A 22876-nucleotide genomic window follows, 5' to 3' on the forward strand; every position below is an offset into this window, starting at 1 on the left:
GAAAATAATATAGTGATTACGGGATTTACCCCTCCACGTGGCGGTTCCTCATCAGGAATGTTTGCAGAAACCTCTCGAGCTATGGAAACTACAATTTTTTCTGTAGAAGCAGTTTTAATACCTTATCAGCTAAAACACCGGATTTACAGTTTTCCCCAACGGCAGAATGCTATTTAATTTAAAAAATAATCACACTATACCGAACACTTAGGAAATATCAGATTAAGTTATACCAAGAAGGGTTCTGGAGTGGCGATCTTTCAGGTGAGAAATTTTTATCCTTATCAGATGAAGAACAATGTTCAAATCGATCTGTTTGTAATTACGAACAAATCGGTAAAGAATTTCAGAAGGAACATGGGGCAGTTTTAAGCTACATGACAGGACTTGATAATGCAGTATTTGGTTCTTTTGAGGATTTTTTGGAACAGTATAACTCACTTTCAGTGTAATGATTCTGGCGGCAGTGGAGGTGGTTTTTTAGCTTTATAATCTCTAATTATAGGGTCAATAAATCTTGTCATTAACGTTTTGTCTTCCTCCTCAAATTTCAACAAAATATCTGTATTGAGAAATTTCTATTTTGTGTAATTTAGCTTTTACTGAAATTAAATACGTATTAAAAAATAGTATCCAGCCATTTTGTTACCATCATTATAATGAAAGAACTAAATCCATCAATCAGAAATCACTTAGTAATCGGAATCTTTATCAGTATATGGCTTTTCATTTTCGCATTTTTCATACGGCCTTTTGATGATGGAACAATAAGCTTTGCAATGTGGATTTTGATAAGCGTTGGGTTTAGCCTTATTGCATTTCTTTGCTATGGACTATTGGCGGTTTTTCAAAAATTTTTGTATCAAAAAGTCTCAAAATGGAATGTAGGTTTTGAAATAACCAGCATTGTATTTTTTCAACTTCTGTTTTTAATTAGCACTTATGTCTACTATAAATCAATTTTGAACGGAGGATACGCTTTTCTTGAATTTTTTAGAACAATCATTCTTAAATTGGCTTTAATTTCAACGCCGATTATAATCTTTGCAAGAATATATGTTGTGCAATTAATTCCGGCTAAAGTTGAAAATATTTTACCCGAAAATGAAGATATTATTATCAGAGGAGAAAATAAACTAGATATTTTAAAAATAATGAAATCTGACTTAATTTGTGTTTCAAATGCACAAAATTATGTTGAGATTTTCTTTTTAGATGGGCATCAATTAAGAACAAAGTTAATTCGCAGCACGCTCAAAAAAATCCAGAATGACTGTGACTTTTTGGTTCAAATCCATCGTTCACATTTAATAAATCCATCTCATTTCAAATCTTGGAAAAACCCGGATACCATTTCTCTAACTCAAATTGAACTTCCAGTTTCTAAAAATTACAAGGAGCATCTATTGTCTTTATAGTTTTCGTACCTAAAACAGTTCATTTCGTACCTAAACAGGTGTCACGTAATGATTCAGGGCATATTACCTTTTATTTTCGCATCATCAATCTAAATAATTAATTTATGAAAAATCGATGGTTTAAGAGGGTGTTATCTGCTATTATAATATTATCAGGTGTTTTTTTTGGTGTCTTCATATGGGCGGATAATGAATTAAATAAGGTTTTAGGTAAATCAACGACCGTTATTGATATTACTTCCATTGTAAAACCCTCCGGCGTAATTCAAATAAAAAATACCAATGTACTTTCAGAAGATTGTACGTATTTCATTAAAAATCAAGATGTGGTTATCAAAAATGGAAAGATCATTACCTTGGGAGAACATCAACTTTTAGACAATAATTTCACCATCATTGATGGAGCAAACAAATATCTAATTCCGGGGCTTATAGACTCTCACGTTCATCTAAAAGAAAGCAAGAACGATTTATTTTTATATTTAGTTAATGGTGTTACATCTGTAAGAGAAATGGCTGGAAGACCACGTTCTTTGGAATGGAAAAAAGAGATACAAAAGAATGCTTTCGGCCCCAGGCTATTCGTTGCATCACCACCTGTATTTAGCGAAAGTGGAGTGGCTGGCTATTATTATAGTTGGACAAGGCAATCCATCAACTATTCAAATAAAAATGATGCTGCAAAATCAATAAAGAAGATAAAGGAGCAGGGTTATGATGCCGTTAAAATGTACGGTTTTGTGAACCCTGAAATGTTTAAAACTACAATAGCAGTTGCCAAAGAAAACAATATCCCTGTTATTGGTCATCTACCGCTAGTAAGCTTGGAAACATTTTATACATCAGGACAAAAAGAGGTTGCTCATATTGAAGAAATAACCATAAAAACAATTGATAATTTTGGAAAATCAGTAGCTAAAAATCCGGGAGACTATCTGAATTATTTAAGAACACATTCAGAACAAATTGCAAAAAAAATAAAAAAGAATAATATCAGCGTTACTTCAACCGTTTGGTTGTGTGAAAGTTTTTTGACCCAAAGATTTGATTTAAAATCTAAATTGAAAGAAGTAGAACTACAATATGCAAATCCAAAAATTATTGAAGGAACAAGATTATATAAATTAGGTTGGCTGCCTGGTGAAAATGGATATGAGTATGATGGACAAAATGAGCCTGAAGCAAGAAAATTATCATTGACTTTTTGGAAAACTTATGTTGAAGCTATTCATATTATGACAAAAGCATTAGTAGAAAATAAGGTTACCATAATGGCTGGTACAGATGCGAATGTTGCTACTGTAGTTCCAGGTTTTTCACTCCACAATGAGCTGGAATCTTTATCTAAATCTGGACTCACAAATGCACAAGTTCTGTATTCGGCAACTGTTGCGCCAAGCAAATGGATGAAAACGAAAACAGGAAAAATTAAAATTGGTTATTATTCAGATCTAGTATTACTAACAAAAAATCCGTTAGAAAATATTAAAAACACAAAAACGATCGAATATGTATTTTCTAATCGATATATGATTGATAAACCCCAAATCAAAACTATTTTGAAAGCTATAGAAGATGCTAATAATGAAAACAGAAAAGTGAAAATCGATCAATTTACAGATTGAAAAAACAGGTCTCACATTCCAAAAGATATTTACAATGGAGAAATTGAATAATTTTATATTTCGTTTTTCTTATAGTATTTGCACACACTTCTGATCTATTCTGTTCTATCTGATTAAAACAATGAAACATATCATCCTTTATGCTCATCCAAATCCGCAGAATTTAAACAACTATTTGAAGCAAATTCTCATCGGCTGTTTATGGCACAGCAGACACGAAGTGGTTCCGGCTCTTTCATTAGACGATATGAAAGCACAACGAATGGGTGAAGATGCAAATCATGTGAAAAAAGAAAAAGAATATATTTCTTCGGCAGACCACATGATACAAGAATGATAAAAGTTATTAGAGATCGTGTTGAATAATTCCATTTCTAACTAAATCCATAAATAATTCGGATAAATTTGACTTAAACGTTTAACTGAAAACTAATGTTTAAGAACATTTTCTTAATATTAAATTGATACACTATAATAAATTAAATTTCAATTTATTGATTGTCAGTGTTTTATTTAATTTTTGAATGTGCAAAAAAAATCTTCCAAATTACACTTTTTTCTGAATGAGAGAAAAAAAAATGACTATTGTTTTTTTAATTTATTATTAAATACTTTGCAATGTAAATCAGAACAGTGAAACGACCATCCATTAAAGACATTGCACGAATTGCCGGAGTTTCCGTGGCGACTGTTTCATATGTTCTGAACAAGAAAGAAGGTCAGAGGATCAGCGAAGACACCAAGAAAAAAATTTTTGAAGTTGCTGAAACGATTAACTACATACCCAATAGAATTGCAAAGAGTCTTCAGAATAATAAAAGTAAATTGCTAGGGCTCATTGTAGCTGATATTTCCAACGACTTTTATTCTAATATTGCCAGAAATCTTGAAGACAAAGCTTTAAAACTTGGGTATACTTTGATTATTGGCAGTTCTGATGAGAATCCGGAAAAATTTGAAAAGCTGGTTGAAATTTTTTCTCAACAGCAGGTAGATGGAATGATTGTGGCTCCAGTGGCAGGTTCTGAAGAGATTTTGCTGAAGTTGATGGAAAAAAAATATCCTGTTGTGACGATTGACCGATATCTGAAAGGTATCAACGTTCCAGGTGTTATCCTTAATAACAGAGAAATTGCTGAAAGTACAACTTCGTATCTTTTAGAAAAAGATTTTGATCAAATTGTTTACATCGGTTATGATACAAAATTGCCTCATCTTTTAGATAGACAACATGGCTTTGAAACAAGTATTGCTGATTCAGAAAAAAGTATTATTAGCAAAAGTATCTTACTTGGATTGGAAAATATAGTAGAAGTTCAAACACAACTTGGGAAAACCCTAGGAACAAATCCTCAAAATACAGCACTTTATTTTTCAAGTAATAAATTGGCAGTTGCTGGTCTTGCGTATTTAGTGAAGAATAATATCAAAGTGCCACAGCAGGTATCAGTATTAGCTTTCGATGAAACAGAGGCGTACAAATTATTCCCAGCAGAAATTACTTTTGTAAAGCAACCTCTAGAAGAAATGGCAGAAGAATCAATCAAATTGCTGGATATGCAAATCGCCAATTACAGTTCTACGACAAAAAAAATAACGCTGTCAGGAGAATTAATCATCAATAATTCAATAAAATAATTTTTTTATCAATTAACTTAAACGTTTAACCTATATATGAATATAAATAATTCTAAAATCGTATGTTTTGGAGAAGTTCTCTGGGACATCTTTCCAATCGGGTCAAGAGCAGGAGGCGCACCTTTCAATGTTGGGTACAATCTCGGTAAAATGGGAGTAGACGTGCAGATGATCAGCAAAATCGGAAACGATAAACTTGGCAACCAACTTCTGAATCAGATAAAAAGTTGGAATATTTCTATTGATTTTATCCAGATCGACAATAACAAACCAACAGGAACAGTCATTGCTAAATTTGATGAACATGGAGAGGCACATTATGACATTGTAAACAATGTGGCGTGGGATCATATAGAAATTACTGCAGAACAAAATGAGTTGATCAGGTACTCTGATGCATTTGTATTTGGGAGTCTTATTGCCAGAAATGAAGAATCAAGAAATACACTTCTTAAACTGATAGAACTTTCAAAATTCAGAGTGTTTGATGTCAATTTTCGTCCTCCTTTTATAGATTTTGACTTGATTAAAACATTACTCCATAAAGCTCATTTGGTGAAAATGAACAAAGCGGAACTGAGAACCATCATTGAGTATCTTGGTGAAGATTATATTGATGAAGATCAGAGCATCAAATACATTCAAAGACATTTTGACCTTAATGAGATTGTCCTTACAAAAGGGAGCAAAGGTGCAAGGTATTTTGTGGGAGACAAAAGTTACAATTTTTCAGCGGTCTCAATTGAGGTTAATGACACCGTAGGAAGCGGCGATTCATTTCTTGCAGGGTTTTTGTCAAAAAGAATTCAAGATAAATCACCGGAAGAAATTATGAAGGAGGCAGTGTCTCTCGGCGCATTTATTACTTCAAAATCAGGTGCTTGTCCGGATTACACATATGAAGAATTCACGTCATTCAAAGAAGAACATTACGGTCAAACTATTTAAATCAATACGATGAATACTGCAAAATTTACAGAGAAGAAATATTATGTCGTACTGGCATTTGTTATATCATTATTTTTCTTTTGGGCGATTGCTCTGACGATGGGCGATGTTCTGAACAAACATTTCCAAAATGTTTTGAATATCTCAAAGTCAAAATCCGGATTGGTACAGCTTTCAATCTTCGGCGCATATGCTTTAATGGGAATTCCGGCGGGACTGTTTATGAAAAAATTTGGATATAAAATGGGTGTAATCTTAGGATTATCACTTTTTGCCCTTGGGTCATTTCTTTTCATTCCGGCTGCCAATCAAATGTCTTTTAACTTTTTCAGAGTTGCACTTTTCGTTTTGGCAATGGGAATGGCAACTTTGGAAACTGTCGCACATCCTTTCGTTGCAGCTTTAGGAAATGAAAAAACGAGTGATCAAAGGGTTAATTTCGCTCAGTCTTTTAATGGTTTAGGCGCAATTATAGGTCCGCTCTTGGGAGGTTATTTTATCTTTGGAAAGTCTGGTTTAAACGATAATTCTTTAGACTCTGTAAAAGATCTTTACACTTGGATTGGTGTTGTCATATTGACTATAACCGTTATTTTTTCTTTTATTAAAGTTCCAAGTCTGAAAGATCCTCACGCAGAAGATATTGCGATTTCAGAACACGAAAATGGAGTAGAGACTTCAGTTTCAGATCCGCACGCACCACTATGGAAGCAGAGACACTTTATTTTTGCCGTGATCGCACAGTTTTTCAATATCGCTGCTCAAGGTGGAACTTGGGCGTATTTTATAAACTACGGCGTAGAAAAAATGAATCTTCCGGAAATTGAGGCATCTTATTATTTTTCACTAAGTATGGCAATGATGATGATCGGACGTTTTGTAGGAACATTTTTAATGAAATTTATAGCTCCGAATAAACTTCTTGCCGTTTTCACAACTTGTAATATTATTCTATGTTTGATTATTTCTCAAAGTTTCGGTTGGGCATCTTTTATCAGTTTGATTTTATTAAATCTATTCTTAAGTGTAATGTATCCTACTATTTTCAGTCTAGGTTTGAAACGCTTGGGAAGCAAAGTCCCACAAGCTTCGTCATTTCTGGTGATGGCAATGTTTGGAGGTGCTGTTTTTCCACCTTTAATGGGAAAAATTGCTGAGAAAGATATTGCTCATGCATATCTTCTTCCTATTATTTGCTACGTCGTTATCCTATTATTTGCTTTGAATTTTTACAAGCCAAAAACATTTAAATAAGATGAAAAATTTAAATGTTTTTAAATATAGCTTTTGGTTTTTATTAATCATCAGCCAGATTTACCACGCCCAAATTGTGATTACCAACAAGGATTTTTCCTTTGGAACAACAGGAAGAATAGGCGTCGGATATTCTCCGAATGCTGATGGGAGAACCGGCAGACAACTGAATCTTAATAATCAAGGCTCATTGGGAGGAAGAATGGATCAGGGTGATTATGTGGATTTTTTACCAGCATTTCATTTCACTCCAGTTGTCAACGGCGACAGTGAAAAAACCACGAAAATAGATATGCAGGCGAGATTGAGTTTCTATTCAGGCGGCACTTTTCTGGGGAATGTAGATTCAAAATCCAATCAGGGAATGATCATCGCTTTGCCGGAAGCATTTGTGGAAGCCAGAAATATTATGGGAAGCGACTGGGATGTCTGGGCTGGTTCGCGATGGTTAAGATATGATGATGTGCATATTGCAGATTATTTTTACTTTGATGACCATTCGGCGACGGGTTGGGGTGTGAGACATAAAAATACCAGATTTTCAATGTTTTTTCCGGCAGCGATTGATACCGCGGCCAGTAATTCAACGCCTTATTCTTACACAAATGTTATTAGTGGTACAAAAAATCTGATCTACAGACAACGTGAAGTTTTTGTTGTAGAACAGACTATTCCATTCAAAAATAATCTTCATATGCTAAAACTCCTTGCTGAATTTCATAATGTAGATAAGTCGGGAGAAAAATCAATGGAGCAATATAAATCGGATCAGGGTTGGGTTCTGGGTGTAAAACTGAATACCAATTTAAAAACAAAAATAGCAGGCTCTTTTAATCAAATATCCGTAAGGTACGGAAGTGGAATAGCAAACGGAGGTGACGGCGGAAATACACAGACCTGGCGAACGTATGGTGCTCCCGACGAGGTGAATAAAGCCTATAAAAGTGCCTATTCTTTTACTGCCGTTGAACACATTTTGCTTAACCTTTCCAATAAATGGTCAGCCAATGCTTATGCAGTTTATACAATGAGTAAAGGCGGATCTGACAGTAATAACAAAGCAATCAATTACTATCAAAAAGAAATTTTTAACAGAAAAATTGAATTTAATACGGGCCTTAGAGCAACTTATTATTTTAACAACTGGTTTCACATTCTATCAGAATTACACTTCGCTGCAAGGAAAGACGGAAATCAAAATACTGCCTCGATGACCAAATTAGTTTTAGCACCAACCATCGTTCCGACTGCGGAAAGGAGTGTTTGGGCGAGACCACATATCCGTTTCATTGCAGAGGTTTCAAGATATAATAATCAGGCAATAAATAGTTTGTATTCTCCATTTTTACAACAATCTGGTTCTAAGAGATTCGGAACTTACTTTGGCGTGAGAACAGAATGGTGGATTTTCTAAAAAACATTTAAAATAAAAAAATGAAAGTAAAATTGGGAGCGTCATTGTTATCCTGGATAACACCAAACTGGAATCCGGAATCCGGAAAATATGCCATAGAAAAAACAGCAAAAGCAGGTTTTGATTTGATTGAGATCCTTTTACCAACTTCAATGGAATTCAATTCAAAAGAAGTAAAACAACAATTGAAAGATAATAATCTGGAAGTTGTCTGCTCCTTGAATCTTCCTAAAGAAGCGCATATTGCTTTTTATCCCGATGTTGCTGAGAATTTGATTAAAAAAGCCATTGATAAGACCTCGGAACTGGAAACTGATTTTTTAGGTGGTGTTCTTCACGGTGGAATTGGCGCTTTTACAGGAAATCCTTTGACTGAAAATGAAGCCGAAATCATTGTTGAAGTCTGGAGCAATGTTGCCGATTATGCTAAAGAAAAAGGTGTGAATATAGGAATTGAACCCATAAACCGTTATGAATCTTATGTTTGTAATACCGCAGGAAATGTGTTGGATTTAATTAAGAAAACTGGAAAAGGCAATCTATTTCTTCATCTCGATACTTTCCATATGAATATTGAGGAAAATAATTTTTATGATCCAATCATTCTTGCCGGAAATAAACTGAAGCACGTACACATCACAGAATCTCACCGAGGAATGTTGGGAGAAGGAATTGTCAATTGGACAGAATTTTTCAAAGCCTTGCAAGAAATCAATTTTGAAGGAAATCTGGTTCTTGAAAATTTCTCATCATCAATTCCCGGAATGCAGCAGATGGTTTCATTATGGCAGAAATCGAATTATGATGCAGAAGAACTGGCAGAAGGTAGTCTGAGATTTATTAAAAATTATATGTAACATCAGTTCCGGATTAATGATTTTAAAAACATCAGTAATAACTTTATAAATACTACTGTTCTCTACCAGACATTTACTAAAGTAATGTTTTAATCGTTAATAAATAAGTGTGCCTTTCATTTTCAAATACTCTGTAATCTTCCTCTTCTAAGGGACATCTTATTTCAATTACTTTATAAAGGTTGAATCATTTTTATGCTGTCAATCATAAAAGATTTATAGTTGATATTTATATTTTTACAATTACTAATTCACACAAGCAGAAGCTAGATTCTATTGTGAAAAATGAGTTTAATCTCTTTTATAATTTTATCTTTTTTATGGTCATCAGTGAAGAGATCCTTCTTAAAAACGGGGCAGTCATTCAGCAATTTAAAGCTGAACAAACAATTTTCTGAAAGGAAAACTGATAGATGAAGGTTCTATAAAGGCAGTTGCTACTTGATAAATTAAGAGAGGGAAAAGTGATAATTATTTCGGTTAACCAAAGTAATGAGAAACTCATTTGATTTAGTAATAGTTTTGATTAAATTAATGACGGCAAATCCTCCTCCTATCACAACAGTATGTTTTTTCATAATTAGGATATTTTTTGAATGGTATTGCAAAACCCATCGAAGAATAAGCCCAATATCTATAAAATTCTAATCTGTGGTATCATTTACACTTAGGTGATCATTGTGCTGAATTATTTGAATAGATTCACTGGTTTAATCATATGAGTGGAAAGCACTTAATTTTTAAGAAATAATAATTTTATACATTTGAAAAAAAAATATAATATTGAACAACAAACTGCAGACAACTTCAGAAGGTCTGATTTATATCAAACCTTCTGTCATTATTACTTTGAAAAAGCCCAACACGATTGAGGGAGCTAAAATATTGGGAAAGCCGATAATTATCAATGCGAATCAAATTTGTTTTTTAAGTCATAATACGGAAGGAAATGTAACCTATTTTTTGACAAATGGTTTTGAAGTGTCAATGAACATCTTTTTTGATGAAGCACTCAGCATATTAAATGCTGCAAAGGCTAATATCATCAAGAGTATTGAGTAATGTATCTGAAAACCCTTTCCATTGAAAAATTTCTGTTTCTTAGTTTTCTCATTTGCCTTCATCTTTCCTCCTGTAAAAAAGAATAACCCCAAAAAAATATTTAGAAATCATAAATAATGATGCAGCATATTTTTAAAGTTATATTAGTTACCTGTGCAAGAGACTTTAAATACAGATTTTTAAAAAGGAAATAGTACACGAAATGTCCTTTTTAATGATCGCTGGCTATGTTTTCGCACTCATGTTACAATTAGATAGTCGCCGCAATTTTTTTAAAATTACTTAAAAAATTTCTGTTTTTGAGTTGGCAGGGGAGATTTTAAATTGCGTGTTTTTAGCTAGATTACAAGAATAGTTTTACACAATTACCGGTCAGAGTATAATAAAATACCAATTTATACGTTATATCACCATACAATCCGGTAACTTGCCGGAAAATTCATCATTCTCCTTAGTCCAACACCCGATTTAGCATATCTGTTTGTTCGTACAAAGTAAGTAGATCAAACAAGATATATTATGTCACAAAAGGTAAAATTTTCGTCCGCTTCGGGTTCTCTTTTTTATGCAACCGTCAGAAAAAGAGTAGAATACTATTTCAATCAAAATCAGTTAAGTCAGCATGCAAATGCCAAAATGTGGGGCAAGACAATATTTTTCCTTTCAGGGTTTGTTGCAACGTATGTGGTAATCCTCTCAGGCTTTTTGCCTGGTTGGATGCTCTTACCACTTGCGGTGGTATTAGGTATGTTCAGTGCCTTCGTAGGTTTCAACGTCTGTCACGATGCTATACATGGAGCGCTCTCAGGAAATAAAAAAGTGAATAAGCTGTTCGGATTTATTTTTAATCTGGTTGGTGCCAATCCATATGTTTGGAGTATTACACACAATGTAGTTCATCATACGTATACCAATATCCCCGGGCATGATGAGGATATTGAGGTAGCGCCGGGATTAATCCGGATTGCTGAAGAAGACGAAGTCAACTCCATTCAGCGGTACCAGCACTGGTATGCATTTCCACTCTACAGTCTAGCCTCCCTTTCATGGGTTTTCAGGAAAGATTATATGAAGTTTTTTCAGAAAAAGATTGGCGCCCATCAGAACAAGCATCCTAAGCTCGAGTACTTTAATTTATTTTTCTATAAGTTACTGTATTACTTTTTGTTTATTATATTACCACTGTGGGTGCTCGATTTAAGTTGGTGGCAGTTTCTGATTGGCTTTTTGCTCTTGCATATTGCCCAAGGATTAACGATGGGGCTGGTCTTCCAGCTGGCGCACGTCGTTGAAGGAACCAATTTCCCGATGCCGAACGGAACCGGACAGATAGAGGAGGCATGGGCAGAACACCAGATGCGAACCACTGCGAATTTTGCAACGCATAGTAAGCTTGCTGCATTTTTCCTTGGTGGACTAAACAGACAGATCGAGCATCACCTTTTTCCTAAAGTGTGTCACATACATTACGGGGAGATTTCTGTCATTGTAAAGAAGACTGCAATGGAGTTCAATCTGCCTTATATTGAAAATAAGACTTTTTTCTCTGCGCTTCGTTCGCATGTGCTGATGCTAAAAAGGTTTGGTAAAGAGGCAAGCTAATAATTTATTTGTGTTCAGTTTATATTGGCAAAATAATTGTTAACACATTGTACAGAGTAATTAACTGTTATTCAATTTTATAAACCAAATCAAATTTTAGTATTATGAAAAATTCAATTCTAACACTGTTGGCATTGTCTGCAATGATGGCATGCAACAAAAAAGAAAACACAACAGTCGCTGATTCCACGGCAGACAGCACCGCAATGAATGCGCCTGCAGATTCCCCAATGACACTCAATGATTCTGCTACTGTGTCTGGTGCAGATACAGGATCTACATCTACTGCACTTAACGATCAGGATAAGAAGTTTGTAGATGCAGCCGCAAGGGGCGGAATGATGGAAGTGATGATGGGAGAGCTAGCTGCTACAAATTCGACGGATGCATCTGTAAAATCATTGGGACAGAAGATTGCGAAGGATCATAAGATAGCTAATGATGAGTTGAAAAAATGGGCTGCAACAGTCAACTATTCTTTACCATCTTCGATGGACGAAGCACAACATAAAATGCATGCTGATCTGAAAGCAAAAAAAGGGGCTGATTTTGATAAAGCGTACGTAGATATGATGCTCAATGACCATAAAAAAGATATTGCAGCTTTTAAAAAACAATCTACAGACGGATCAGATGCTAATCTAAAAGCATTTGCCGCTAAAACTCTTCCGACTTTAGAAAATCATTTGATGGAGACTGAAAAGGTAAAGACTGCTATCAAGTAGAAAATAAATGTTACAAGATATAATTATGGGCTGTCAATTTTTGACAGCTCATTTTTTTTGCTGTTCATTCCGGATCGTAGAGTTTTGAACAAATTTGTTAATAATGATTTGCTGATATACAAATATTCTGATTTCCAATTTTTGAAATTAAATTTCACTGTTCCATCCAATTTTTATTTTCAGGCTATCTATTCTCTCGTCTTTTGAATAGATGATTGAAGGAACACTAATTTCAAAATGCATAACCGAAAAACATGACATAAGCAAACTCTCCAAAGTAAGAACTTCGGAGAGTTTTAAAAATATGTGAAGAATGAAAGAAATATTGTCTTTGAAAAAGAGTGGGTCTTAGACTCAGGCTATCCTTTATGATTCTCAAGTTCGTTACCGTTATTGCACCAGTACATCGCATGATAAACATTATCTTTTGGAAAGATCTTGAATCTGTTGCTGTGTAAAGCAGTTATTTTCTGCAGTCGTACATCATCACTCACGATGGCCGCACGATTGCAATGTGCGATGTTATTGAGTGTAGACAGCGAACGTGACAACCACAAATCTACATCAGTCTGGGGTGCATCAGTATTTAAGTACAGCAGATAGTTAAGTTCATCGTACTTTGCTACTTTTTTCTCGACATGCGGAATAATGATATTTTCAAATTCCAGTTGATCGATATTACCGCTAGCATTGAAAGCTGCAACGTTTTCCGGAGCATCATTGAGTAAAGTAATCATATTATATTATTTTGGTGTAGCAAACGTGATCAAATATTAAACCATTTTTACAGTTTATGGTCATCAAATTAACCGGGAAAAAAATAAAACAGAAATATATACTGAGTTATGCAGTGTAAGAGTAGTTTTTTGTTTCATACTTTTCGCTCAGAACAGACCTCATACTCTTTGTGGTTGTCATTTTAAGCCTTTAAATTTGTGATAACACCAAAATGTTTTTAAAATTTGATATATATTTAGTTTTCTAAAATTCCGATATGCTTGAAAATTTTGAATTTTATCTTTTTTTGGTTCTGCTTATCACTATGCTCATCATGCTTGCAAAAAAAATTCAGGTTGCATATCCTGTTTTGTTGGTGTTAGCGGGGCTTGTCATCAGTTTTATTCCTGGTGTGCCACCTATTAAAATAGAACCTGAATTATTATTCATCATTTTTTTACCGCCTTTGCTGTATGAGGCTGCCTGGTCAACTTCGTGGAAAGAACTTTGGCGATGGCGTAGAATTATTTTCAGTTTTGCTTTTGTAGTCGTTTTTTTTACTGCTATGTCTGTGGCTGTTTTTGCCAATTATTTTATTCCCGGATTTTCTTTAGCCTTAGGTTTTTTATTGGGCGGAATCATCTCTCCACCAGATGCAGTGAGTGCTGGAGCAATTTTAAAATTTGTAAAAGTGCCAAAGAGGCTGGCTTCAATTCTTGAAGGTGAAAGCCTGCTCAATGATGCTTCTTCTCTCATCATTTTTAGATTTGCGATGATCGCTGCTGCGACCGGACAATTCGTCTGGCATGAAGCAGCAGGGAGTTTTGTCTGGATGTGTTTTGGAGGAGTAGGACTAGGTCTTGTTATTGCGTACATTTTCATGAAAATGCATAAAATTTTACCTACCGATTCAAACATTGATATCCTGTTGACTTTTATTGCGCCTTTTTCAATGTATTTGGCGGCAGAACAACTACATGCATCCGGGGTTTTGGCTGTGGTAACCGGTGGGTTGTTTCTTTCTTACCGCAGTCACGATTTTTTAAGCAGCGCATCACGAATACGGACGGTAACCGTTTGGGAAAGTTTTTGCTTCTTGCTAAATGGAATCGTTTTCATGCTGATTGGTTTAGATCTGCCGGAAATTGTTTCCGGTTTAGGTGATACCGATCTATTCACTGCCATCGGCTATGGAGTTGCAGTTACCGTTGTCCTTATTATTGTAAGAATAGTTGCTGGCTACGGAGCGTTAGTTACAACCTTAATTATGAGAAATTTTATTACCGTTGCAGATGCTCAATCACCAGGCTGGCAAACGCCCATGATTATTGGCTGGACGGGAATGCGTGGTGTTGTTTCTTTGGCGGCAGCGCTTTCCATTCCCCTGACTCTCGATGATGGAACTCCTTTTCCACAAAGAAATATGATCCTCTTCATCACATTTATTGTCATTCTTTTAACCTTGTTGATACAGGGGCTTACGCTACCTCTTTTACTGAGGAGGTTTCCACCGGTAGACCGCGACTTTATAAAGAGTGAGAAAGAAATAGATTATGATATTCAAAACAGCTTGGCAGAAGTGGCCGTTAATAAAATCCGCAGAGATTATGCTCACAAGATAGACAGTTTCCCGGCGTTGAAAGATCAATTACAGAAATATGAAAACCAACTGAACAGCTCTGAAATTATTCTTAATTTCGATGAGTACAGAACGATTTATATTGACATTCTTGACAGTCAGAGAAGCTGGCTGATTACTAAAAACCGCGAAGAAATTTTGTTGGATGAAGAAATAATCAGAAAACATCTCAGGCTGCTTGATCTTCAGGAGGAAAGATTGAATATGAAAAGCTAGTGCTTATTAATGACTGTAGGATTTCGTTTTTTGGATGAAAATAAAAAAGATCAATGAAAATTTAAGAAAACTATACAGCAGATAAGGTCTTAGAATTATCACTTTAAGTCTATAGAGTACCTCAGATTCTATTGAATGCTGTTTTCTTTTCTCTGAGATGTGTGTGGTATCTCTGCCACAGGAATGAAATTTAATACTGCAAGGGTAATAGTTTTTCGTTTCAATTATTACCATACTGCAAAAAAAGGCAGCGTATTTCTGTGCTGTTCTCCCGCTGATTTGGTTAAGACTATCGATAACTGGTTAAAAGAACTTTGTCATAAATCTTAAAAAAAACAATCATTTTCACTCTCAAGATATTTTTGTATTCGTGGCGACTAGATACTAGATAAAGCTGAGCCTTTTAACAAAGTTAATTTGAGCTTTTCTACAAACTTTAATGATGCTCATCAGCATAAATTTGTATCATTAAAACCAACAAAATGAAAACAGTAAATAAAGTGTACGTCAATGGCGAGTTTGTAACGCCACACGGAAAAGAAATTTTCAATCTCATCAATCCTTCTAATAATCAAAAGATTGGCGAAGTCATATTAGCTGATGAAACAGATACAAAAAATGCAGTTGCAGCGGCAAAAGAAGCTTTCAAAACGTTTTCTAAATCTACAGTTGCAGAACGAACCAACTATTTGACCCAATTAAAAATCGCAGTCGAAAAAAGAAAACAGGATTTCATCGACATCATGATTGAAGAATATGGCGGAACGCATCAGTTTGTTACCATGAGTAACAGGCATACCGGCGACTGGTTCGACAGTATGATAGAAGTTCTTCAAACGTATGAATTCGAAAAAAACATCAATTCTTCATTGGTAAAAATGCAGCCAGTCGGCGTAGTGGGAATCATCACGCCTTGGAATGCCAGCAACAGTTCGGTTACCAGTAAAGTGGCAACAGCCATCGCTGCGGGATGCACCGTTGTGATTAAACCCAGTGAGATGAGCGCCTTGCAGACACAGGTTTTGATGGAAGCTTTTCACGACGCCGGTTTGCCAAAGGGCATTATCAATTTTGTGACAGGGTTAGGAAATGTGGTCGGAACAGAATTGATAACTAATCCTGATGTTTCTAAAATCTCATTCACAGGTTCTACCGCAGTCGGAAAATTAATTGCAAAAACGGCTGTTGATACAATGAAAAGGGTCACTTTAGAATTGGGCGGAAAATCTCCCAACATCATTCTCGACGATGCAGATTTGCAAAAAACAATTCCTATGGCTGTTTACGGAGCTTATATGAACAGTGCTCAGGCGTGTATTGCGCCGACAAGACTTCTGGTTCCGGAAGATAAACTGGACGAAGTGAATGCGATTGCAAAGTCAGCCGCTGAAAATATTGTGGTTGGTCTGCCTCAAAATGAAAATACGAATATAGGTCCTATGGTCAGCGTAAAGCAGTTTGAGAGAGTTCAAAATTATATTAAAATCGGCTTGGAAGAAGGTGCCACTTTACTTGCCGGTGGCGAAGGAAAACCTGAAGGTCTTGAAGACGGAAACTTCGTGAGAGCAACCATTTTTACGAACGTTAACAACAAAATGAGAATTGCTCAGGAAGAGATTTTTGGCCCTGTCTTGTCGATTATTCCGTATAAAACTGAAGAAGAAGCGGTAGAAATTGCCAACGATTCCCCTTACGGTTTGGCGGCTTACGTAAGTTCTGCAGACCACGAAAGAGCAGTACGTGTGGCTTCTCAAATTGATGCAGGAAGAGTTTGTATCAACGGTTTCAGCCACGACCCAATGGTGCCGTTCGGCGGTTTCAAACAGTCGGGTATTGGAAGAGAATATGGCGTTTACGGTTTGGAAGCTTATCTTGAACCAAAGGCTATTCTGAAATAATAATTTGTAAATTTGATAAGCGTTATCGCAACAGATAGCGCTTTTATTTTGATATGAACAGTAAAGTAGAAACTTCAGCAATTGTCTATTCCTGTTACCACGAGGTAAGCAGGAAGGGCGAAAATTTTGTTCCGACGCATACGCTTTCGTATCAGATTTCTGGCAGTTTTGTGCTGGCAGATGACAAAGAAAATTATACAGCGAATCCTGGAGATTTTAATTTAATAAGAAAAAACCAATTGGTGAAGTTTGTCAAAATTCCACCTGAAAATGATGTTTTTGAAAGTATGAATATCTACTTGAGTGACGAGAATTTAATTAATTTTTCGAGAGAATATCATCTACAGGCAGAGCATTCAATCACTGCCAAACCTCTTGTTTCGGTAGAAGTAAATGCGGTGCTTCAGAATTTTATCACTTCGTTAAAGACTCTTCTGGATAGCAATTTGAATCATCAAACTTTAGTAGATTTGAAAATAAAAGAACTTCTTTTAATTTTATTGCAAACGAAACCTGAATTGAAAAATATTCTATTCGATTTTTCAGAGCCTTTCAAAATTGATTTAGAAGCTTTTATGAATCAAAATTTTCGTTACAATGTCAATCTGGAACGTTTTGCTTTCCTTACAGGAAGAAGTTTAGCCACATTTAAACGTGATTTTGAAAAAGTATTTCAGACTTCGCCACACAAATGGATTCTTCAAAAGCGGCTGAATGAAGCCTATTTTCTCATCAAAGAAGAGGGCAAATCTGCTTCTGATATTTTTGTTGATTTAGGTTTTGAAGACCTTTCACATTTTTCTTATGTTTTTAAAAAACAGTTTGGTTACAGTCCTACAAAAATCGAAAAAGTGGATTTCTGATTCGTCAGTTGTCTCAACATTCGGGTTTAAACCATGTATTTTTTATAAAATTTCTAAACTTACTCTATATCTATCAGAGGAGTGGGATTTAATACATAATCTGAAAAGTAAAAATCCCCGGTCTTAATAAAACAACGGGGATTTTTGAGTTAATATAATGTGATTGTGGTGTGTATTTGAAATCATTTATCTGTACAACAGGTACAAGTTTTGTGCCTGAATAAGGGATATTGCGCAAGTTTTAGAAAAAAATTACACGATTGGATCCTGATACGTTTTCACTGTGCCATCAAAGAATGTGAGTGTTAGCTGTTGGGCAAGGTCAAAATCAATGAGGTGTTGCGGATTTTCTTCTTTAGTGGTTTCATCCAATATTCTGACCTCAAACGGACTGATTTTTACGGCAGACAGTGCGCCGTTGTGTTTCTTTTTTTTCTTATAAACGACCTCAACGTTTTCGATTAATTTCGTGTGGCTAATGAGGTCATCTTTAATATCAAAAGTAATTTCCATGTTTTAAAAAATGTGAATGGGTGTTCAAAATATTTTACAAATATCACGCCAGCATCGATCAACATTGATATTCTTTAGATGGAATTTACATTTCAGAACTGGAACTCACTTAAAAACAGAAATGTATCCAGCGTTTTATGTTGAGAATGCTACAGCAAAATCAAAAAATTCGGAAGCAGGTTATTCAGTAGCATCTCAAAACTTAAAATATCTCTCTGACTGAGATCAAGCCAAATGGGAAAATCTCAGTAGGAGAGAGTGTTTATTATCCTCACACGCGATCGGAATTGCGCAATAGTTGGGAAGTCAGGAATGTCACTTGTAATGTAATGAAGAAGCGATTGAAATGATAGTCAAGGTAGATGTACTCTATCACAAACTTTAGTTAATCATGTCACCAAATAAGAAATTAACAGAAACTCCCACAATATGGTCTGAGGATTTAAATGTATTGATCTCCTTCCACTGCAATTCAAAGTTTACCTTAGGCTTACCTTCTTTATCTTTTAAGCTTATGGGGATTCCCAATTTCCAGTTTGTTTTGTTATATTTTCCAGCATTAAATTCAATTGCCGGACTAAAACCGACAGTGTTGTTAAAAGTGAAAAAAGCAGGTTCAATTGTTATCGTCGGTGTGATGAATTTTTCAAAATTTGTTATGTAGCCATCCTCTGTATTAGTGATAACTGTGGTGTTATTTGCAGCTGTAGAAACCGTTTGAAATGGTGTAGAGGTCATGGCGTCAACTATAATATTATTGTTGTTTTTAATAGCTCCTTTTACTTTTAAAAATATAGATTCGCCTGATGAATATAACCACATGACATTATACGTCAAAGACCCACTGATCGCAAAGAAATTTTTATCCACGAGAGGACTTGATATGAAATCAGAAGTTGTCTTGTACTTGTTTTCACCAAAAGGAATGTATACATCCGCAGATAACCAATGATTCCATAGATAACGATAGAGTTTATTATCTTCCGTATATTTGATTTCATCTTTAGCCATCGCAATGTATAATTCATCACTTTTTTTATCCAGAATTGCTTGTGGTAATTCGGCTTCTTGATTGTATTTTTGTAGTTCTAGTTGTCTAGCCACAATATCCTTTTCTTCGGTCTTTAATTTTGTGTATTTAAGTTCATAATCAGAATATAAATGTTTTCTGTAAGCTATAATTGCATCCTTTCTTTTGATAGATTTGTTGATCTTGTCTTTATCACTGTAATTGATAAGACCTCTACCTATCAATGTTACTTTGAAGAATCCGCCAATATTACTACCTTGGAAATCACCGTTTTTATAAAAAGTTGAAAACTTGTCTTTAGCTTTCATTTTTAAACCTGTACTCAAGACCCACTTCAGTCGTTTTAATTCATCATCTCTGTCATCAAAATTACCACCTACAGATATTGAATTCTCTCCAGCATCAAGTGAGGCAAAGAATTTTTGTAGACTGAGATCGTTTGTGCCGCCAAATGCAGTACCCACTTTTTCGGCGAAAAATATGTTAAGCATTTTATCATTAAAGTCTCCTTTTTTGCCATCTTGTGATATCATATCTCTTTCATACCTAGCAACAGGTGATTTTGTGGATGTGGTATCTTGCACTTTTATTTGTGCAATTATTACGGTGTTGAAAGTGACTAGTAGGGATAGTGTAAGTTTTTTCATGGTCTGTTATTTAGTTTGCAATAAAATTACGTTAACTTCATGCAAGAAAAAATAACACAAAAGGATGATTTGTCATCAATTTTACTATTACGAAAGTTTCTCAAGAAGTATAAATTTTAATAACGTAATTCTATATTATCAGCTAAGTGGTTATTTATCTGCCTTCTAAAAGCTTACAATAATGCTTGTAGTCTTTGTCTGGAAAAACTTTTTGCAGAGCTTCCAACGAATCTTTTAAATTTTGATAGATACCATCCGCTTTTAAATTTTCTTATAAAACGTCAGTAAAAATAGATTACCAATCTGGGACAGAGAATAAAAAAAGGAGACTTTCTCAAGCCTCCTTTATATAAAAAGTTCTTAAAACCTTTAATTGTCTCTGATAACGTGTCCTGTCACAGAAAGAGTATGAGTTCCTGTAGAGTTGGTATAGGTTCCAGTGATTGTAAAATCAATATATTGGCCTACTGCTCCGAGATTAATAACTTGTAGAGATAAATTATTTCCAGGAGAAATTGAGCCACTTCCGACTACATCTAGGTTATTTAAATTAGTATAAGTTCCTGCGCTCAATATATTTGGAACTATCATCTGAAAGCCTCCTAGTGCCGAATTTGGCGGATAACAGGTTACCGACAAAGTATTTGATGTTCCCGGAGTTGTAGTTCCTGCCGAATAGGTTGCTCCGATAGGAGGAAGAAGATTCTTTGGTGTCTGGCTATCAATCTGATAAGTGATAAACTCATTTACCGCAGTGCATACCGTAATATTCCCAAGATTGGTAACAGGGCTCACTCCCGTAAAACTGATTCCACCACTGGTCTGCATATTGGCAAAGTCAAAACCTTCTAGAATAAACTGTTGATTGGCATTACACGAAACAGTGTTCATGGAAAATGTACCATTGGTAACAATTGCTGTACCGCCCTGAAAATAGTTGGTAGAACCTGCCACAGGCTGTAAAACAGCCACTCCATTGGTTACGTTTGCTCCTGCGCAGTTTTTCAAAGTTCCGGTAACTGTAAATGCAGTGATGCCAGAAGACGGGATGATGATATCTGGTAATGTATGAATATTTCCTGCCGTGAAAGGTCCTACATTAGCCGTATACAGTACTGTTCCGCAAAAATTATATACTTTTAAAATCAGTGTTTCATTTGCAGGAACCAACCCTGAAACTGAACCGGCATTATCAGTCATGCCATAGGTTTCATACGTCTGTGTGCTTCTTTTTAAGCCAATTTTTAAGTTACTCAATGCTTGCCCGGCAGAGTTTTTTACATTTACTTTCAAGGTAGCAACAGGAAATTGTACATCACAGTTCCACCAGGAAAAATGACTTACATTTCCTACATAAGCATTTCCTACTTTAGTTGCAACGCCTTCTTCCTGCCAGATTCCGGTTGTTTCATTGAAGGACCATAGCGGAATTGTTGCCGCAGCAGTAGCCAGTTGAGAAGCATCGATCGCTATGGTCATTTCTGCTGTATGATTATTTGCAATCTGCAGTTTTTGTCCCGAAGAGCCGGTTAATTGTACGTGAAGCATTCCAAAAGTTTCCATGATTCTGGAATTCCCGTTAGAGTTTGTAGCCAGGAATGAACCAGGCATTAATTCGTTAAGATACAGATTGGAAGGTGCTAAATGAAACATTGCGACGTTTACATTTCCTGTGTAGTTGGCACCACTTTCATCTTTAAAACTTCCATCAAATTTCACTTTTGTTCCGTTCGGTAAGGAAACTGTAGATGATGTTCCGGAACTTACCGTCATCGTATTGGTTGCAGGAATCATCATGATATTGATTCTGTTGTTTCCTGTGGTGGGAACAAGTGTTCTTGCCCCATTCACAAACCCTGCTTTGGTTACTTTGACATAGGCAAAATTTTCTTTTACATCTGCATCACTGATTGCGAAAATACCTTTGATGTTTGTCTGTGTGGTTTTTGTCCCGATGGTAACGGTCGCACCTGAAACAGGACTTCCGTCTGTGGACAGCACCAGACCGTGAAAATTTCTTTGAGCCGCGTTTCCAAAACTGAAATCTACCGTCGCATTGGGTTGACCGCCTTCTTCTATGTTAGTGTCAGTTTTGCAAGAAACTAACATGAAAATTAAAAATAAAAAGGTGTATAGTTTACTCATATGTGAATAATTAAAAGTTTTGGCTAATTTAATTAAAAATTCATGATGTAAAATAATTTTTGAAATAATTAATTGTAGTAAAACTGCCAGGTAAATTGCAGAGAACCGTAACCAACCCACGAGTAAAGCCTCGGACCAATCACTTCTCTCAATTTTTCAGGCTACGTTTTTTGCAGCAGCAGCAAAATTTGAATGTGTAAAATTCAACAATAATGATGCTTTAGTTGTCACCAGACCGATTTAAAAAAAATAATTAGACCGATTTGTAGACGATTGATCGTTTTGCAGGCCGCAAAGCAAACACAGCTTACAATCTTTCTGAAATATCCTTGTCATGATGATTAACTTATGGTTGAAAACGGTATACATACTATTTAGCTCACATTTTCATCAGATTCAGTCCAGCTTACATCTAAACAAGGCTCATCTTTCAAAACAAGAATCAACTTGCAGTAATCAATATTCATTAATATTAAATCTCCAGTAAATCATAAAAAATAGATTGCTTTTTCTGCATCATCTTTATTAATTTTTGATAAGTCTCAGATTACAAAATTCACCTTACATAAATCAATAATGTAAAATCTCCCTTTTTGACAATTGCGTTTTGAGGCTATACGATTTTCGATAGTAAATATATTCTGTTGTCACTGCGGAAAAAAATC

18 protein-coding genes are annotated in these 22876 nt (G+C 35.3%); 14 read left to right on the forward strand and 4 right to left on the reverse strand.

The features are described 5' to 3' along the window. The first annotated feature begins 659 nt into the window (after nt 1–659). The 11 genes from AR685_RS17455 to AR685_RS17510 all read left to right on the forward strand — a co-directional run bounded on the left by AR685_RS17455 (nt 660) and on the right by AR685_RS17510 (nt 12543). A complete protein-coding gene (locus tag AR685_RS17455) occupies nt 660–1418 on the forward strand; it encodes a LytTR family DNA-binding domain-containing protein (RefSeq protein ID WP_047443801.1) in 759 nt (252 codons plus the stop codon). A gap of 104 nt (nt 1419–1522) precedes the next feature. Next, nucleotides 1523–3043, forward strand: coding sequence for an amidohydrolase family protein (locus AR685_RS17460; protein ID WP_059125393.1), 1521 nt, complete (start codon nt 1523–1525; stop codon nt 3041–3043). Between the two features lie 121 nt (nt 3044–3164). Beyond that, nucleotides 3165–3380, forward strand: coding sequence for a hypothetical protein (locus tag AR685_RS17465; protein ID WP_059125394.1), 216 nt, complete (start codon nt 3165–3167; stop codon nt 3378–3380). A gap of 296 nt (nt 3381–3676) precedes the next feature. Beyond that, the gene (locus tag AR685_RS17470) at nt 3677–4681 is read left to right on the forward strand and encodes a LacI family DNA-binding transcriptional regulator (protein ID WP_059125395.1); all 1005 of its coding nucleotides are present in this window, start codon (nt 3677–3679) and stop codon (nt 4679–4681) included. Nucleotides 4682–4717: 36 nt separating this feature from the next. Continuing rightward, complete coding sequence (locus AR685_RS17475; protein ID WP_047443804.1) at nt 4718–5629, forward strand: carbohydrate kinase family protein; 912 nt, start codon at nt 4718–4720, stop codon at nt 5627–5629. 9 nt (nt 5630–5638) lie between these two features. Beyond that, nucleotides 5639–6883: an L-fucose:H+ symporter permease gene (fucP, locus tag AR685_RS17480; RefSeq protein ID WP_047443805.1), complete on the forward strand. Its 1245-nt coding sequence runs from the start codon at nt 5639–5641 to the stop codon at nt 6881–6883. 1 nt (nt 6884) lies between these two features. Continuing rightward, nucleotides 6885–8297 (forward strand): carbohydrate porin, encoded by a 1413-nt coding sequence (locus AR685_RS17485; protein WP_059125396.1) that lies wholly within the window; start codon nt 6885–6887, stop codon nt 8295–8297. 20 nt (nt 8298–8317) lie between these two features. Continuing rightward, nucleotides 8318–9154, forward strand: a complete 837-nt coding sequence (locus AR685_RS17490) for a sugar phosphate isomerase/epimerase family protein (RefSeq protein ID WP_059125397.1) — start codon at nt 8318–8320, stop codon at nt 9152–9154. Between the two features lie 783 nt (nt 9155–9937). Further along, nucleotides 9938–10216: a hypothetical protein gene (locus tag AR685_RS17500; protein ID WP_047443809.1), complete on the forward strand. Its 279-nt coding sequence runs from the start codon at nt 9938–9940 to the stop codon at nt 10214–10216. 717 nt (nt 10217–10933) lie between these two features. After that, on the forward strand, nt 10934–11818 hold the full coding sequence (locus AR685_RS17505; RefSeq protein ID WP_228376464.1) for a fatty acid desaturase family protein: 885 nt from the start codon (nt 10934–10936) through the stop codon (nt 11816–11818). Between the two features lie 104 nt (nt 11819–11922). Further along, on the forward strand, nt 11923–12543 hold the full coding sequence (locus tag AR685_RS17510; protein WP_059125399.1) for a DUF4142 domain-containing protein: 621 nt from the start codon (nt 11923–11925) through the stop codon (nt 12541–12543). 359 nt (nt 12544–12902) lie between these two features. Here the strand turns inward: AR685_RS17510 and AR685_RS17515 are convergent, their stop codons facing one another. Then, the gene (locus AR685_RS17515; RefSeq protein ID WP_047443811.1) at nt 12903–13280 is read right to left on the reverse strand and encodes an STAS/SEC14 domain-containing protein; all 378 of its coding nucleotides are present in this window, start codon (nt 13278–13280) and stop codon (nt 12903–12905) included. A gap of 257 nt (nt 13281–13537) precedes the next feature. Between AR685_RS17515 and AR685_RS17520 the strand changes: the two genes are divergently transcribed. From AR685_RS17520 to AR685_RS17530, 3 genes are all read left to right on the forward strand, one after another. Next, entirely contained in the window at nt 13538–15115 is a 1578-nt protein-coding gene (locus AR685_RS17520) for a Na+/H+ antiporter (protein WP_059125400.1), read from the forward strand. A gap of 482 nt (nt 15116–15597) precedes the next feature. Then, a complete protein-coding gene (locus tag AR685_RS17525; protein ID WP_047443813.1) occupies nt 15598–17013 on the forward strand; it encodes an aldehyde dehydrogenase family protein in 1416 nt (471 codons plus the stop codon). Nucleotides 17014–17066: 53 nt separating this feature from the next. Beyond that, the gene (locus AR685_RS17530) at nt 17067–17876 is read left to right on the forward strand and encodes a helix-turn-helix domain-containing protein (RefSeq protein ID WP_047443814.1); all 810 of its coding nucleotides are present in this window, start codon (nt 17067–17069) and stop codon (nt 17874–17876) included. A gap of 252 nt (nt 17877–18128) precedes the next feature. Here the strand turns inward: AR685_RS17530 and AR685_RS17535 are convergent, their stop codons facing one another. The 3 genes from AR685_RS17535 to AR685_RS17545 form a co-directional block, all read right to left on the reverse strand. Beyond that, nucleotides 18129–18389: a hypothetical protein gene (locus AR685_RS17535; RefSeq protein WP_047443815.1), complete on the reverse strand. Its 261-nt coding sequence runs from the start codon at nt 18387–18389 to the stop codon at nt 18129–18131. Nucleotides 18390–18770: 381 nt separating this feature from the next. Further along, nucleotides 18771–20066: a hypothetical protein gene (locus tag AR685_RS17540; protein ID WP_047443816.1), complete on the reverse strand. Its 1296-nt coding sequence runs from the start codon at nt 20064–20066 to the stop codon at nt 18771–18773. Between the two features lie 369 nt (nt 20067–20435). Then, on the reverse strand, nt 20436–22211 hold the full coding sequence (locus AR685_RS17545; RefSeq protein WP_131777653.1) for a carboxypeptidase-like regulatory domain-containing protein: 1776 nt from the start codon (nt 22209–22211) through the stop codon (nt 20436–20438). Between the last annotated feature and the right edge of the window lie 665 nt (nt 22212–22876).

Source organism: Chryseobacterium sp. JAH (assembly GCF_001507335.1).
Taxonomy (GTDB): domain Bacteria; phylum Bacteroidota; class Bacteroidia; order Flavobacteriales; family Weeksellaceae; genus Chryseobacterium.

Bases quoted from the DNA above. Each gene is read 5' to 3' on its own strand.
- AR685_RS17515 (WP_047443811.1), bottom strand. From the start codon at position 13,280: ATGATTACTTTACTCAATGATGCTCCGGAAAACGTTGCAGCTTTCAAT.
- AR685_RS17520 (WP_059125400.1), top strand. From the start codon at position 13,538: ATGCTTGAAAATTTTGAATTTTATCTTTTTTTGGTTCTGCTTATCACT.
- AR685_RS17465 (WP_059125394.1), top strand. From the start codon at position 3,165: ATGAAACATATCATCCTTTATGCTCATCCAAATCCGCAGAATTTAAAC.
- AR685_RS17455 (WP_047443801.1), top strand. From the start codon at position 660: ATGAAAGAACTAAATCCATCAATCAGAAATCACTTAGTAATCGGAATC.
- AR685_RS17545 (WP_131777653.1), bottom strand. From the start codon at position 22,211: ATGAGTAAACTATACACCTTTTTATTTTTAATTTTCATGTTAGTTTCT.
- AR685_RS17530 (WP_047443814.1), top strand. From the start codon at position 17,067: ATGAACAGTAAAGTAGAAACTTCAGCAATTGTCTATTCCTGTTACCAC.
- fucP (WP_047443805.1), top strand. From the start codon at position 5,639: ATGAATACTGCAAAATTTACAGAGAAGAAATATTATGTCGTACTGGCA.
- AR685_RS17525 (WP_047443813.1), top strand. From the start codon at position 15,598: ATGAAAACAGTAAATAAAGTGTACGTCAATGGCGAGTTTGTAACGCCA.
- AR685_RS17460 (WP_059125393.1), top strand. From the start codon at position 1,523: ATGAAAAATCGATGGTTTAAGAGGGTGTTATCTGCTATTATAATATTA.
- AR685_RS17505 (WP_228376464.1), top strand. From the start codon at position 10,934: ATGCTCTTACCACTTGCGGTGGTATTAGGTATGTTCAGTGCCTTCGTA.
- AR685_RS17485 (WP_059125396.1), top strand. From the start codon at position 6,885: ATGAAAAATTTAAATGTTTTTAAATATAGCTTTTGGTTTTTATTAATC.
- AR685_RS17475 (WP_047443804.1), top strand. From the start codon at position 4,718: ATGAATATAAATAATTCTAAAATCGTATGTTTTGGAGAAGTTCTCTGG.
- AR685_RS17540 (WP_047443816.1), bottom strand. From the start codon at position 20,066: ATGAAAAAACTTACACTATCCCTACTAGTCACTTTCAACACCGTAATA.
- AR685_RS17510 (WP_059125399.1), top strand. From the start codon at position 11,923: ATGAAAAATTCAATTCTAACACTGTTGGCATTGTCTGCAATGATGGCA.
- AR685_RS17535 (WP_047443815.1), bottom strand. From the start codon at position 18,389: ATGGAAATTACTTTTGATATTAAAGATGACCTCATTAGCCACACGAAA.
- AR685_RS17490 (WP_059125397.1), top strand. From the start codon at position 8,318: ATGAAAGTAAAATTGGGAGCGTCATTGTTATCCTGGATAACACCAAAC.